The following is a 14,845-nucleotide window of genomic DNA, read 5'->3' on the forward strand; positions in this document are numbered from 1 at the left end:
ATGCACAAAAGATTAGTTTTTGAAAATAATATCTTTGCCAAACTTTAATAAATAAAAAATCTAAACAATATCTTATGCTTAAAGATTTTATAGAAGAAGCCAAATGGCGGGGAATGATTCACGATGTGATGCCTGGCACACAAGATTGTCTCAACCAAGAAATGACCGCAGCTTACGTGGGTTTTGATCCAACAGCAGATTCACTTCACGTAGGCAATTTGGTTCAAATAATGACTTTAGTTCATTTTCAAAAATGCGGACATAAGCCTATTGCTTTGGTTGGTGGTGCTACGGGTATGGTAGGAGATCCTTCAGGGAAATCTGCTGAACGCAATTTGTTAGATGAAGACACTTTGCAGCACAATTTAAAATGCGTTCAAAAACAACTTGAAAAATTTTTAGCCTTTGAAGGCAACAATGCTGCTGAGGTTGTGAATAACTATGACTGGTTTAAAGAATTTAGTTTTTTAGAATTCATTAGAGACGTAGGTAAACATATCACTGTCAATTATATGATGTCAAAAGATTCTGTAAAATCTCGACTGGAATCAGGACTTTCATTTACAGAATTTTCATACCAATTGGTGCAGGGTTATGATTTTTATTATTTGTGGAAAAACAAAAATGTAAAATTACAACTTGGCGGTTCAGACCAATGGGGCAATATTGTTACTGGTACAGAGCTCATCAGGCGAAAAGGTCAAGGCGAAGCTTATGCAATGACAACACCACTGATCACCAAAGCCGACGGATCTAAATTTGGAAAATCTGAAGGTGGAAATGTCTGGTTGGATGCCAAAAAAACATCGCCTTTTAAATTTTACCAGTATTGGATCAATGCTTCTGATGAAGATGTGGTGAAATACATTAAAATATTTAGCATAAAACCCAAAGATGATATTTTAAATTTAATAGCTCAACATCAAGAAGCTCCACATCTACGTTTGCTACAAAAAGCATTAGCAGAAGAAGTCACAGCACGAGTTCATTCTAAAGAAGATTTAGAGCTCGCTCAAAAAGCATCTGATATTTTGTTTGGTAAAAGCACTTTAGACGATTTAAAATCTTTAGATGAACAAACCTTTAATGAAATTTTTGAGGGCGTACCAACTGCTAACATTTCATGGGATAAGTTAAACAACGGCTTGAATATTATTGACGCTTTAGTTGCCGAGTCTGAATTTCTAAAATCAAATGGAGAAGCGATAAGAGCTTTAAAACAAAATGCCATAGCCGTTAATAAAACTAAAGTAGCAAAAGATTATCAATTGACTTCTCAGGATTTGATTAATGATAAATACGTTTTAATCAATAAAGGAAAAAAGAACACTTATGTGTTGAAGTTTGAAGATTGACAAGTGTAAAAACAACAAAACCCCGACTCAAAAGAGTCGGGGTTTTGCATTAACTAACCAATCTATTATGAAAAACTTCATCCTAGCATTATATTAGACGTATGAAAGTCTAAAAAATTGTATTTGTTAACTTTTATTTAACACAGTAATTTTTATCCTTATTATCAAAATTAATCAAGTGTTTATATAAATATTTGTATTTGAGAGGCTTATATAAATTGTTGTAATTATCGAAAAGAAAATAATTTTTAAAGTTTATGATTTAATTTTAAGCTACATTGATTTCTAACAAAAAATAAAAGGTTTTATGATAAAGCATTCATTTAATAATTTTAGGATTTAGTTTTCTTTTTATAAATATATTCGTTGAGATGCCAAGTGATTAAAGCGTATAAACCACCGCCGAAAACAATTGTAATGACGAGTTGAACTAAAAAGATACTAGTGGTTTCGTAAGCTTGCTCAGATACAAAATAATTCCAAGCGGTTAACACGACAAAAAGTAAAATCCCGAAACTCAAGCCTGTAGAAATTAAATATTTTTTCAGTCCTTTTTCTCTTACTTTTTTCCATTTTTTTACAAAAGGATCTTCTGAATTTTGCATATTAAAAGAATTCTTTAATTAGTTTATAAATTTAGTAAAATTGAAATTAATGCCCATTTAATGAAACGAAAAAAAATAAAGCCCAAGTTTTTTCAATCATCAGATGTTGTCAATATTGCCCAGCAACTTATTGGTTGTAGAATATTTACCCTTATCAATGATGAATTGACTTCTGGTGTCATAACTGAGACAGAAGCTTATGCAGGTTATGGAGATAAAGCTTGTCACGCCCACCTTGGAAAGTTTACCAATCGGACTTCTGTTATGTATAAACCTGGTGGAATTGCCTATATTTATTTGTGCTACGGCATACACTATCTTTTTAATGTTGTAACTAATACCAATGGTCATGCTGATGCTATTTTAATCCGTGCTTTTGAACCCGACAAAGGTTTAAAAACTATGAAGAAAAGACGCCAAAAAACAAAATTTGACAAAACGCTAACTTCTGGGCCTGGCAATGTCAGCCAAGCCCTTGGTTTAAACCTTAATCACAATCAAAAATCGGTATGTTCAAAAACCATATGGTTTGAGAAAGCTAAAGGTAATACAGCTGATATAGTCGCTACAACTAGAGTTGGCGTTGATTATGCTGGCAAAGATGCTAAACTGCCATGGCGTTTTTATGACCAAAAATCAAATTTTGTTTCAGTTAAGAAAAAATAGTTTTAGCTAAAAAATTAAGCATTCATCAAATCTTCAATTTCTTCAATTTCAATTGGGATATTTCGCATTAAATTGAAAGGCTCGCCTTGTTCTTGAATCACAACATCGTCTTCTAATCTTACGCCTATGCCTTCGTCGGGAAGATAAATACCAGGTTCAACGGTAAAGACTTGGTTAGCTTTCATAGGTTCGTGCAACAGTCCATAACCGTGCGTATCAAGACCGATATGATGAGATGTGCCGTGCATAAAATATTTTTTGTAAGCTGGCCAATCAGGATCTTCGTTTTGCACATCGGCTTTATCTAACAGTTTGAGGTCAAGTAATTCTGAGGTTATCATTTTACCGACTTCAACGTGATATTCTTCCCAAAGTGTGCCAGGAACGAGTAGTTTTGTTGCTTCTTTTTTGACTTTGTTTACCGCATTGTAAATTTGTTTTTGTCGGTTGGTAAATCTTCCCGAAACTGGGATAACGCGTGTCATATCACTGCAATAGTTGGCATATTCTGCACCGACGTCTAACAAGATGGCTTGTCCGTCTTGACATTGGGCTTTGTTTTCGATGTAATGCAGGACAGTAGCATTTTTGCCACTGGCAATAATTGGTGTGTAAGCAAAACCCTTAGAGCGATTGCTTAAAAATTCGTGCATAATTTCAGCTTCAAGTTCAAATTCCCAAACACCTGGTTTGGTATATTTCAAAACTCTTCTGAAAGCTTTTTCTGTGATATTACAAGCTTGCTGCATGGTGTCAAGCTCTAATTGGTGCTTGACAGAACGTAAGCGTTGTAGAATAGGATTGCTCTTTGCAACTTGATGTGCGGGATAATTTTCTTTTAGCCAAATATTAAAACGGTCTTCGCGGGTTTGAGTGTCGGGATTGGCACGATAATGCTCATTGGTGTTGATATAAACTGTATGGGCTTGCGACATCAATTCGTGAAAGACTTTATGAAAATCTTTTAGCCAATATACTGTTTTGACACCTGAAGTTTCAAAGGCTTGGTCTTTATCTAATTTTTCGCCATCCCAAACGGCAATATGCGGGTTGGTTTCTTTAAGAAATAAAATTTCTTTGTGCTTGTTTTTTGGAGCATCTGGAAACAGCACTAAAATACTTTCTTCTTGGTCAACGCCACTGAGATAGTAGATATTTCTATCTTGCTGAAAAGGAATTGTACTGTCTGCACCAATAGGATAAATGTCGTTGGAATTAAAAACCGCTAAGGCATTAGGTTTCATTTTAGCGGTGAAGTTTTTGCGATTTTCTACAAATAAAGATTTGTCTATGGGTTGATATCTCATAAAATATTGTTTTGTTCAAAAATACAAATTTGCTAAGGTTTCTTGTAGTATTATTCTTAAAAAATAATGGTTTATCGGTGTTAGGGTTTGCGACAGTGGTAGGAGCGATAGCCCGTAACATAAGCAGCTTATACAAAGTCACAACAAAAAAGCGACCAGCAGGAAGCTCTTTTTGGAAGTTGACTTTGTAACCTGGTTATGGCGGACTAAAGCGGATAACACGGCTGTCGTCATAGAAATTATTTATATCTTTGGAAATAAAAATGATGAGAAAAATTGAGCATTTGGGCATTGCTGTGAAAGATTTGGAAGTGGCCAAACAAACCTACGAAACCTTGTTAGGAAAATCAGCATATCAATCTGAACGTGTTGAAAGTGAAGGTGTTGAAACGGTTTTTTTTAAAACAGGTGAAAGCAAAATTGAACTTTTAGGAGCGACTCAAGACGACTCGCCGATAGCGAAATATATTGAAAAACGAGGCGAAGGTCTTCATCATATCGCGTTTGATGTGGCTGATATTGAGGCTGAGATTGAAAGGTTGAAATCTGAAGGTTTTCAATTGATAAGCGACCAACCCAAAGCTGGTGCAGATAACAAGCGTATTGTGTTTTTGCATCCCAAATCGTCGCACGGGGTTTTGGTGGAACTTTGTGAGGAGATTAAAGATTGATTGTTATGTCAATTTGGTTTTATTAACTAGGTTTGAATAATTTGTATGAAAAATTTTTCACTGTTATTAATTGCTGTGAGTTTATGGGCTTGTCAATCTTCTCAAAAGTCTGAGAATGATTCACCAAAATCGTCTGAAATTTTAAAAATGGATTTTGAAGCAACCTCAAAACTGGTAGCTTTGCCGTTGAAATGTGCTACTCAGCAATATCCAAATAAGTTAGGACAAGTTTTGGATGATTCTACTGATTTGAGAACTCCACAAGATTTGCATCCTGCGTTTTACGGTTGTTTTGATTGGCATTCGGCAGTTCATGGACATTGGTCTATGGTTGAGCTTATCAAACTTTATCCTAATTTAAAACAAGCGGATCGTATTAAATCTGTCTTAGAAACACATTTAAGTGAAGACAATATCAAAAGCGAGTTGGCTTATTTTCAGCGAGATATTAATAAGGGTTATGAGCGTATGTATGGTTGGGCATGGTTTTTTAAATTGAGCCAGTCTTTATATGAATGGGATGATGATTTAGGACCTAAACTTTATAAAAACTTAAACCCTTTGGCTGATGAATTGAAACAAAAGTTTGGTAGGTTTATACCCAAATTGGTTTATCCAATCCGTGTTGGCGAACATACCAATACGGCTTTTGCACTGAATATGATGTATGAATATGCTAATGCTGTTGGAGATGAGGAATTTAAAAATCAAATCAAATCTGCAGCGATTCGTTTTTATCAAACAGATCAAAATTGTCCTTTAGATTGGGAGCCAAGTGGCTATGATTTTTTATCACCTTGTTTAGAAGAAGCCGTCTTGATGGAAAAAATTTTGGAAGAAAAAACTTTTTATGCTTGGATTGATAAATTTATACCACAGCTTCAGAATAAAGAATTTTCTTTAGAAGTGGCAAAAGTGAGTGATAGGAGTGATGGAAAATTGGTGCATCTTGATGGTTTGAATTTTAGTCGAGCTTGGAATTTGTTTAAACTCTCTAAGTTTGATGGGTTTAATCATCTTAGACCTTTAGCCATAAAACATTATAAAGCTGCTTATCCTAATTTGGTTGATGATGCTTATGAAGGTGGACATTGGTTAGGGTCTTTTGCGGTTTATGCCAATTTGGCACAATAAAGATTTTAAAAACACAGGTTTTTGTTGCGAGGATTTTTATTGGATCGGCATCTTAGCAAGCATTATTCTTTTAGCCAACGTGAACGAATACTATTGTCAATAAAAAGATGAAAAGTGTAATTCCGAGATGCCAGCTTGTGGCAAGCAGGTGTTTTAAGTCTTTAAAAATAACATTCGATTTTCTGCAATGATATGCGTTTTTGCTAACGACATTAGATTAATTCTGAACTTATTATTTCTGCCTTTTTCGGTTTATTTCAAAAGATTATACTTTCGGTTTAAACACAGCGTCTCAAAAATTATTATTTGTATCAGTTCAGTGTTTTTGAAATCTTGATGGTATAAATTTTTGTTTTAATATTTTTTTGTGTTATTGTGTATTTATTATTGAAATTGATTTTTGTAAAATCAGGTTATTAGGATAGGTTATCACTTCGCCATTATTTGTAATCAAATGCATATGAAAAGTTTTGATATCTTCAATTACAGCTTCAATCGGAAAGTCATTGTCTAGAATTTTTATTTTATCACCAATTTTAAAAGGGTAATAAAAATATAATATTACCCCAGCAGTAATATTACTCAAGATAGACCAAGTAGCAAACAGACCGATGCCTATCACAGTAAATACAGATGAAAACACCAAGGCGACTTGACTCGGCTCAATACCCCAAATTAAAAGAATTGAAAATAGAACTATAAATGTAGCTAAAGTATTGATATATCTGACTATAAGTGTTGTTCGGTGAACGTTGATATCTCTGCGTTTTGCAATACCAACAGCAACTTTCTTTAAGATAAAACGCAGGATAATCAAACTCACAATAATAATTATTGTAAGAATGATTTCACTTTGGTGTTGATTAAAAAAAATTTTCATGGGTTATTTTAAATTTAAACTATCTCTTAAAAAATCATATTGATTAGCATTTTTTGTCCAGTAGTCAATACGCATTTTTTTACTAAGTGTGGCTTCTGTGGTGTCTTTGTCTATCTCCTGCCATTTCAGAATAGTGAAAGGAAATTCTGGTTCTTGATAAATTTTAAGCATTCTATCAATATTTTGATAATTCAGTGTTGTCAATAGTGTATCTGTTTTTTTAAGTTGTGAAATTTCAGCTTTATAAGCTTTTATTTTTTGGTGTTTTAATCTAAAGAAAGAAAAATCTGGAATGATTTTTAATTTGCCTTTTGGAATATCTGTTGGGTTTATTCTCAATTTAACCCATATTTCGTTTTCTAAAAGATGTTTGTCAAGTTTTAGTTCTTGGTCAGCTTCACCTTCAAAATAAGAATGCATTTTAATGTCAAATTGTTCTCTATTGTTGAGTTGCATATAGGTTTGTCCACACCATTCTTGGGTTGAAGCAGTAACTTTTATAGCATGTGGCTGAGTCGTTAAAGGTAAAAAGACGGATTGCATGATGCTGTAAGGATAAATTCCAGTATTAAACTTTTTAGTATAATTCAGTTTCATCACATCTACAGTTTTATCTGTGGCTGTGTTGGCTTTGACTTGAGCTTGGGGCAAAAAAGGTTCCTTTACAAAAATCAACACCGCTGAGCCTTGACGAGGTTCGCCATAGCGCATTTGGGTCAAGTTATAACTAGCGACTTCGGCTTTGCCATCAAACCAGTGAGATTTAAATTTGTCACTCAAATTGAGATATGAATAAGCTTTGGGATTTGTCGGTGCTTCCTGTTGTTTTTCAGTTTGATTTTGCTGACATGACAAAAGTAAAAAAATGAAAGCAGTAATTTTTAATAGAAACTTCATCTTATAAATTCTTTTAGGGTTTGATAAAATAAATGCGTTGGGAATCCCATGACATTAAAATAAGAACCTTTAATTTTTGAAATGCCTATTTGTCCAATCCACTCTTGAATGCCATAAGCCCCAGCTTTATCAAAGGGTTTGTAGTTGTTGACATAATACCAAATATCCTTATCATCTAAAGTGTCAAAAAACACTTTGGTCACTTCACTTTTTACGACTAATCTGTCGTTAGTTTTTAAACAAAATGCACTGATAACGTGATGCCATGAGTTTTGCAAAGATGATATCATGTCAAAGGCTTCTTGCTTATCTTCTGCTTTGTTTAGGGCTTTTTCATTATGCCAAACAATGGTATCGCCTGTTATTAGAATCTCATTTGATGCTAAGTCATCATAGGCATTCGCTTTCAATTTGGCTAAATATTCTGGAATTTCTTCTTTGTAGAGTGTGTCAGGAAAATTTTCTTCAATAGCTTTTAAGCGTATTTCAAAAGGAATATTCAAATCTTTTAAAAATTGTTGTCGTCGTGGCGAGCCTGAAGCAAGAATGAATTTATGTTGGTTTAAATGTTTCATATTTTAAATAATATTAAACTGCAAACCCCAATTAGCATAGTGAATTTATAAATTAGGCTGAGCTTTTTATAACTGATGTGATTTTCATCGTTCCAAATTTTATACATTACAATTGCCAACGGTATGCACACTCCAAATATAAAATATAATACAAAGAAAAGATTTGCTTTCAAATAAACTTTAACACCCAAAAGTAAGGTCAGGATGAGAAACAGTGTGGAAATAAAAATCAATGTATTCATTCTTGATTTTCCTATTAGTATAGGTAAGGTTGAAATCTTTTGTGCATAATCTCCTTTGATATCGATGATATCTTTTATCCATTCGCGGTTAAGGTTAGTCCAAAATGCAAATACACTATAAAATAAAATCCATTTAAAAATCTTTTGATCAAGCAAAATACTTATATTCACATCAAAATAAAGCACTAAAACAAATGATAAACTGACTAATAAACTTACCAAAACATTACCTAAGATTGGAACAGCTTTTAAAAATTTAGCATACAAATACAATAAAATAATAACTAAAACTTCTACTCCAACAAGAGCCCATCGTTGCAAATTATAGCTGATATAAAGACAAATGACAATGGCTATCAAATTTAATATCACATAAATTGAATAGGCTTGTGAAACTCCAATCTTTTTTTGTGCCAGTGGTCTTTGGCGTTTATTGACAAAGTCGGTTTTAATATCAAATATGTCGTTAATGACATTGCCAGCTGCAGCAATCAAAATTATACTAAAACTCACTAAAGAAAAATCAAAAAGATTTAAAATTGAGTTTATTTCAAAACGTTTTAAAAACGAATATCTCAACAGAAAATGGCTTATAAGAATAATAATCAAATTTGACCATCGGAAAAGGCTCAACCAGTTCGACATAATATTAAAACAAATTATTGTTTGGTATCAAAAAACACCCAAACGTCTGTACAAATATACGTATTTGGATCATGGTTTCACGCTTGGTTTAGATGAGATAAACCAAATGTATCGGCTAAAAAAAATTGTCGGTTGATACGATATAATCTAAGTCTAAAAATCATTAAGACCGTTTAAAAAACTATCGCTTTACCATTATCAAAAAAACAATGTTTGAAAACATAAAACGATCAAAAACTTTTTGAAAACAAATCGATAAACGAAATAGAAAATTACATTTTACTCGCTGAATTTAACATTTGGACTGCACTTCAATACCATTTTAGATAGAAAATCATCAATACCGATTTGAGTTTTACTGATCAAATTATAGATTTATAAAAAATTTGACACTTTCTTATTTATGTTAAATAAAAATTAGTTTTTTATTAATAAAATTTATATTTTGCATATCCTAATTAAATTGAATTAAAAATGAAAGCTCTTAAACGCCTTTTTGATTTCCCTTATTATCAACTTGAAAATTACCCTTTAAAAAAAGCCTTAGTCACTAAATATAATGGTGAATGGAAGTCACTTTCAACGCAAGACTATATCGATAAAGCCAATGCACTGAGTAGAGGTTTGATAAAACTTGGTGTCAAACCTAATGATAAAATTGCTGTTATTTCAACCAATAACAGAACAGAATGGAATATAGTTGATATTGGCGTGATGCAAATCGGGGCACAAAATGTCCCAATATATCCAAATATTTCAGAAGACGAATATGCTTACGTGCTAAACCATAGCGAATCTACACACTGTTTTGTTTCTGATAATGATGTTCTACAAAAAGTTTTGAAAATAAAAGATGAGGTCAAATCTTTAAAAACCGTTTATACTTTTGACGAAATAAGTTCAGCACAAAATTGGCAAGAAGTTTTAGACTTAGGGCAAGACGAATCGCTTCAAGATGAGGTTCAAAAAAGAATGGATGCCGTAAACGAAAACGATTTAGCTACGCTGATTTACACCTCTGGCACTACAGGACGACCCAAAGGCGTGATGTTATCTCATAAAAATATCTCCAGTAATGCCATAAACAGTGCAACTAGATTACCTTTAGATTACGGAAATGCTAAGGCATTAAGTTTTTTGCCAGCTTGCCACGTTTATGAAAGAATGTTGCTATATATGTATCAATACAGTGGCGTAAGTATATATTTTGCAGAGTCTTTAGATACCATAAGTGAAAACCTCAAAGAAGTTAAACCCGAAGTAATGTCAGCTGTTCCGCGAGTGCTCGAAAAAGTTTACGATAAAATTATAGCCACAGGTACAGAATTAAGCGGAATCAAAAAAGCCCTATTCTTTTGGGCAGTTGACCTTGGTTTAAAATACGAACCTTACAAAGCCAATGGTTGGTGGTATGAAGTAAAATTATCTCTGGCTAGAAAACTTATTTTTAGTAAATGGGAAGAGGCTCTTGGCGGTAATCTTGAAGTGGTAGCATCAGGAAGTGCTGCACTTCAGCCAAGATTAGCTAGAATTTTTAATGCGGCTGGTATCAAAGTGATGGAAGGTTATGGATTGACAGAAACCTCACCAGTTATAGCTGTAAATGACCAACGCAATAGAGGCTTCAAGATTGGAACGGTTGGCAAACCTATCCCAGAAACCGAAGTTAAAATTGCTGACGACGGCGAAATATTAGTCAAAGGACCACAAGTTATGCTAGGCTACTACAAAGACCCTGAAAAAACAAAAGAGGTATTAAAAAACGGATATTTTCATACAGGAGATATTGGCGAGATAGACACCGAAGGGTTTTTAAAAATAACCGATCGTAAAAAAGAGATGTTTAAAACTTCTGGCGGTAAATACATAGCACCACAAATCATTGAAAATAAGGTAAAACAATCTCGCTTTATAGAGCAAATTATGGTTGTTGGTGAAGGTCAAAAAATGCCAGCAGCTTTTATCCAACCTAATTTTGAATTTCTTGAAGAATGGGCAAAACGCAAACATATTGACTATAAAGACCGATCAGAACTCATAAAACATCAAAAAGTGATTGATAGATACCAAGAAGAAATTGACTTTTACAACCAAGGTTTTGGTAAATGGGAAAAAATTAAGCGTTTTGAACTTACAAAAGACGAATGGAGTATTGAAGCAGGTCATCTTACACCAACCTTAAAACTAAAACGAAAAGAAATTAAAGAGTTATACAAAGACTTATTCGAAAAAATTTACGGTCCTCAATCTTAAGCATGACTAAACATAAAGCTGGCTTTATAAATATTATTGGTAACCCAAACGTTGGCAAATCAACATTGATGAATGCCTTTGTAGGTGAACAATTGTCAATCATAACTTCAAAAGCACAAACAACACGACATCGTATATTGGGGATTGTCAATGGTGATAATTTTCAAGCCATTTTCAGTGACACGCCAGGCATCATCAAGCCCGCATACAAACTGCAAGATGCAATGATGAAGTTTGTTACATCTGCTATAGATGACGCAGATATATTGATTTATATGATTGAAATAGGAGAGAAATCGCCAAAAAATGATGAGATTTTTCATCAAATTCAAAACACTGACAAACCTCTTTTGCTTTTGCTCAACAAAATTGATAAAAGCACTGAAGAACTTGTAGCACAATCTCTTGAAGATTGGTCAGCTAAGTTGCCCCATGCAGAAATTTATGCCATTTCGGCTCTAAATAATTTTGGGATTGAAGAAGTTTTTAAAAAAATTGTAGAGAAATTACCTGAATCACCAGCTTTTTACCCAAAAGACAGTTTGACAGATAAACCTGAACGTTTTTTTGTAAATGAAGTTGTACGCGAAAAAATTCTGATGCACTACAAAAAAGAAATTCCCTATAGTGTAGAAGTTCAAACTGAAGCTTTTGAAGAATTAGATCATATCATCAATATCAACACGACAATAATGGTCGAGCGTAAAACTCAAAAAGGCATTATTATAGGTCATCAAGGAAAAGCCTTAAACCGAATCGGTAGAGAAGCACGTAGAGATTTAGAGCGATTTTTTGGGAAGAAAATATTTTTAGATTTATATGTCAAAATCGATAAAAACTGGCGTTCAGACGAAAGAAAATTGAAAGGTTATGGTTATCAAGGTTAATCGAACTTATGATTTGTAATTCTCACATCATCTTAACTACTGACCTCTAAAGAATATGATTGTTGAGATGGTTTTTACAATAATTCTAAAATCTAAGAAAACGCTTCTCTCTTTGATATAGAATAAGTCATATTGCAATTTTTCTAAAGTATCATCATCAGAACTTGCATACTTTGCATTGACTTGTGCCCAGCCAGTTAAACCTGGTTTAATAATGTATCTGGTTTCATAAAACGGTATTTTTTCTTTTAATTCTTCAACAAATTCAGGGCGTTCGGGTCTTGGACCAATAAGCCCCATATCGCCTTTAAATACATTTATGAATTGGGGCAATTCATCTATCCGTGTTTTTCTTAGAATTTTACCAAATGGAGTAATTCTTGAATCGTTTTTTTTTGCCCATTGAGCACCACCTTTTTCAGCATTTCTAATCATAGTTCTTAATTTAACTATTTTAAATGGTTTTGATGATTTTCCTACTCTAACTTGAGCATAAAATAAAGGACCTTTGTTAAAAAATAAATTGGTTAGTGCTACAAATGGAAGCAATATTCCTAAAAATAATAATCCAATAGAGCTAAAAGAAATATCGACTAACCTACTGAAAGATAGATAGAGTTTATTTTGATTGCTTCTGCTAAAAGGGAAGTAACAATAAAAATCGTTTTCTATATCTTTAAGCAGTATTTTATTGGTAATAGTTTCATAAACACTTGAATAGGGTCTTATAGGAATACCTTCTTTTAAAAGTGGTGTGAGACTATGATACAAATTTTGGTCAACACCTTTGTAAGAATTTGCAACGACAATTTCGCCTATATTTTCTTTTTTAATGACATTTTTGATGTCATCAATTCTATATCTTGAAATGGTTTTAGATTTTATAGAACTGTCATTTGAATCTATGTAGCCTATTATTTTAAGGTTGGCATCAAAAACTTTAAGTTCGTCAACAATTTGGTCAATATTATAATTATTTCCTACAAAAATTATGCGTTTGTAAAATCTTGGTGAAGTGATAAAAGTGATGTAAGAAAACCTCCAAAGCGTTAAAAATAGAAGATTACCTCCAAAAAGATGAAGAATTAAAATTCTATTAGCTGGAAGTTCGGGCGTAATAAACGGCGTAAATAAAAACGATAGCGTTGTAATGCCTAATGTTAAAAATAAATTTTTAAAGACTTTAAATCTCGACTCTGCTTTATTGAGAACATATAGCTCAAATACAGTAGCAAATATCATAAAATATGCACAGTAAACACTAGTCCACAACCAAAACTCCTTGCCAAAATAAATATAAGTTTTATCAAAAATATAATTAAGAGCTGTAATGTTTAGACAAACTACTATAATATCAAAAAGTCTGAGTAAAAACTTACGTTCAGATACCTCAAAATGAAATGGAGAATTTTTTGACATTACTGTTTTTGCCAAAAGTAATATTTTAAATCAATATTTTAATTTAAATTTAAAATGCTTAATCAAATTTTAATTGCTAAATTAGATTTTATTATTCAAGTTAAAAATGCAAACACTACAAACACCATTTTCTCAGCAAGAACTCATACCACAAGAAGAAATGCTCGAAATTTCTCAAAACAAAAGTGAAATGCTAATTGGTTTACCAAAAGAAACTTCAGACGGCGAAAAACGCATTTGCTTAACACCCGATTCCATACATGCACTTGCTGCAAATGGGCACAAAGTTTATGTCGAAAAAAATGCTGGCGTGCATGCAGGATTTTCTGACCGTGATTATAGTGAAGCTGGTGGTATAATAAGTGCTGATAAGGATAAAATATTTGCCTGCCCAATCGTTCTAAAAGTATCGCCACCAAGTTTAGATGAAATTAAAAAATTGAACCCTCAATCTATTCTGATTTCAGCTCTTCAATTGAAAATGCGAAAAAAATCTTATTTTCAAAAATTAGCCGAAAAACGTGTTACAGCTTTAGCTTTTGAATTTATAAAAGATGAACACGGCGGGTCACCAGCAGTTAGAGCTCTAAGTGAAATTGCTGGAACTTCATCTATACTCATCGCTTCCGAAATACTGTCGAGTGCAAAATACGGCAACGGATTGATGTTTGGCAACACTAGTGGTGTTCCGCCAACGGAAGTCGTTATTTTAGGGGCTGGCACAGTTGGAGAATTTGCGGCTCGAGCTAGTTTAGGTTTAGGGGCTAACGTCAAGGTTTTTGATAGCTCGTTGACCAAATTAAGGTGTATTCAAACCCAGCTAAATCAACAAATTTATACATCAACTTTGCAACCTAAAAATTTGATTAAAGCTTTAAAACGCACCGATGTTCTGATCGGTGCAGTTAGAGGAGTCAACAGATCACCCATTTTAGTCGCTGAAAATATGGTTAAACAAATGAAAAAAGGAGCGGTAATTATAGATGTGAGCATTGATATGGGTGGCTGTGTTGAAACTTCTGAAGTTACATCTCACGAAAATCCAGTCGTTGTTAAACACGATGTTATTCATTATGGCGTTCCAAATATTCCTTCACGATATGCCAGAACATCTTCGGTGTCTATAAGCAATATGTTTACACCTTATCTTTTAGATATCGGCGAAAAAGGTGGTATAGAAAATACCTTAAGATTTGATTCTGGTCTCAGAAATGGATTGTATTTTTACCACGGCGTTTTGACAAGTAAATCCGTGGCTAACTGGTTTGATTTGTCTTACCGCGATCCTAATCTTCTGATATTTTAATAT

Annotated in this window: 14 protein-coding genes; 7 read left to right on the top strand and 7 right to left on the bottom strand. The window is 33.2% G+C overall.

Going from position 1 to position 14,845, the window contains the following annotated elements:
- The first annotated feature begins 74 nt into the window (after nucleotides 1-74).
- The gene (tyrS, locus tag ACSSV5_RS04170) at nucleotides 75-1,355 is read left to right on the top strand and encodes a tyrosine--tRNA ligase (RefSeq protein ID WP_454244895.1); all 1,281 of its coding nucleotides are present in this window, start codon (nucleotides 75-77) and stop codon (nucleotides 1,353-1,355) included.
- A gap of 332 nt (nucleotides 1,356-1,687) precedes the next feature.
- On the opposite strand, the gene ACSSV5_RS04175 is transcribed toward tyrS, so the two are convergent.
- Nucleotides 1,688-1,960: a hypothetical protein gene (locus ACSSV5_RS04175; RefSeq protein WP_211064524.1), complete on the bottom strand. Its 273-nt coding sequence runs from the start codon at nucleotides 1,958-1,960 to the stop codon at nucleotides 1,688-1,690.
- Nucleotides 1,961-2,020: 60 nt separating this feature from the next.
- Between ACSSV5_RS04175 and ACSSV5_RS04180 the strand changes: the two genes are divergently transcribed.
- Nucleotides 2,021-2,626, top strand: coding sequence for a DNA-3-methyladenine glycosylase (locus ACSSV5_RS04180; RefSeq protein WP_454244896.1), 606 nt, complete (start codon nucleotides 2,021-2,023; stop codon nucleotides 2,624-2,626).
- 14 nt (nucleotides 2,627-2,640) lie between these two features.
- Here ACSSV5_RS04180 and ACSSV5_RS04185 read toward each other — a convergent pair whose 3' ends face one another.
- Nucleotides 2,641-3,933, bottom strand: coding sequence for an aminopeptidase P N-terminal domain-containing protein (locus ACSSV5_RS04185; RefSeq protein ID WP_454244897.1), 1,293 nt, complete (start codon nucleotides 3,931-3,933; stop codon nucleotides 2,641-2,643).
- A gap of 263 nt (nucleotides 3,934-4,196) precedes the next feature.
- Here ACSSV5_RS04185 and mce point away from each other — a divergent pair, with 263 nt between their 5' ends.
- On the top strand, nucleotides 4,197-4,604 hold the full coding sequence (mce, locus tag ACSSV5_RS04190) for a methylmalonyl-CoA epimerase (RefSeq protein WP_454244898.1): 408 nt from the start codon (nucleotides 4,197-4,199) through the stop codon (nucleotides 4,602-4,604).
- Between the two features lie 45 nt (nucleotides 4,605-4,649).
- Nucleotides 4,650-5,738 (top strand): DUF2891 domain-containing protein, encoded by a 1,089-nt coding sequence (locus ACSSV5_RS04195; protein ID WP_454244899.1) that lies wholly within the window; start codon nucleotides 4,650-4,652, stop codon nucleotides 5,736-5,738.
- A 370-nt stretch (nucleotides 5,739-6,108) separates the two neighbouring features.
- On the opposite strand, the gene ACSSV5_RS04200 is transcribed toward ACSSV5_RS04195, so the two are convergent.
- From ACSSV5_RS04200 to ACSSV5_RS04215, 4 genes are read right to left on the bottom strand one after another with little or no spacing between them, the layout of a single operon-like run.
- Nucleotides 6,109-6,618 (bottom strand): mechanosensitive ion channel domain-containing protein, encoded by a 510-nt coding sequence (locus ACSSV5_RS04200; RefSeq protein ID WP_454244900.1) that lies wholly within the window; start codon nucleotides 6,616-6,618, stop codon nucleotides 6,109-6,111.
- Nucleotides 6,619-6,621: 3 nt separating this feature from the next.
- The gene (locus ACSSV5_RS04205; RefSeq protein WP_454244901.1) at nucleotides 6,622-7,515 is read right to left on the bottom strand and encodes a septum formation inhibitor Maf; all 894 of its coding nucleotides are present in this window, start codon (nucleotides 7,513-7,515) and stop codon (nucleotides 6,622-6,624) included.
- Nucleotides 7,512-8,090 (bottom strand): Maf family nucleotide pyrophosphatase, encoded by a 579-nt coding sequence (locus ACSSV5_RS04210; RefSeq protein WP_454244902.1) that lies wholly within the window; start codon nucleotides 8,088-8,090, stop codon nucleotides 7,512-7,514. Before ACSSV5_RS04210 ends, ACSSV5_RS04205 begins: the two co-directional genes overlap by 4 nt.
- Nucleotides 8,087-8,911 carry a UbiA family prenyltransferase gene (locus ACSSV5_RS04215; RefSeq protein ID WP_454244903.1) on the bottom strand — a complete coding sequence of 275 codons (825 nt, stop codon included), beginning with the start codon at nucleotides 8,909-8,911 and terminating at the stop codon, nucleotides 8,087-8,089. Before ACSSV5_RS04215 ends, ACSSV5_RS04210 begins: the two co-directional genes overlap by 4 nt.
- 540 nt (nucleotides 8,912-9,451) lie before the next feature.
- Between ACSSV5_RS04215 and ACSSV5_RS04220 the strand changes: the two genes are divergently transcribed.
- Both ACSSV5_RS04220 and era read left to right on the top strand, forming a co-directional pair.
- Entirely contained in the window at nucleotides 9,452-11,230 is a 1,779-nt protein-coding gene (locus ACSSV5_RS04220) for an AMP-dependent synthetase/ligase (RefSeq protein ID WP_454244904.1), read from the top strand.
- 2 nt (nucleotides 11,231-11,232) lie between these two features.
- Nucleotides 11,233-12,117 carry a GTPase Era gene (gene era, locus ACSSV5_RS04225; RefSeq protein WP_211064515.1) on the top strand — a complete coding sequence of 295 codons (885 nt, stop codon included), beginning with the start codon at nucleotides 11,233-11,235 and terminating at the stop codon, nucleotides 12,115-12,117.
- A gap of 36 nt (nucleotides 12,118-12,153) precedes the next feature.
- Here era and ACSSV5_RS04230 read toward each other — a convergent pair whose 3' ends face one another.
- Nucleotides 12,154-13,551, bottom strand: coding sequence for an exopolysaccharide biosynthesis polyprenyl glycosylphosphotransferase (locus ACSSV5_RS04230; protein WP_454244905.1), 1,398 nt, complete (start codon nucleotides 13,549-13,551; stop codon nucleotides 12,154-12,156).
- A 91-nt stretch (nucleotides 13,552-13,642) separates the two neighbouring features.
- Here ACSSV5_RS04230 and ACSSV5_RS04235 point away from each other — a divergent pair, with 91 nt between their 5' ends.
- Entirely contained in the window at nucleotides 13,643-14,842 is a 1,200-nt protein-coding gene (locus tag ACSSV5_RS04235) for an alanine dehydrogenase (protein WP_211064514.1), read from the top strand.
- Nucleotides 14,843-14,845 lie beyond the last annotated feature (3 nt).

It is taken from the genome of Psychroflexus sp. MBR-150 (assembly GCF_053628795.1).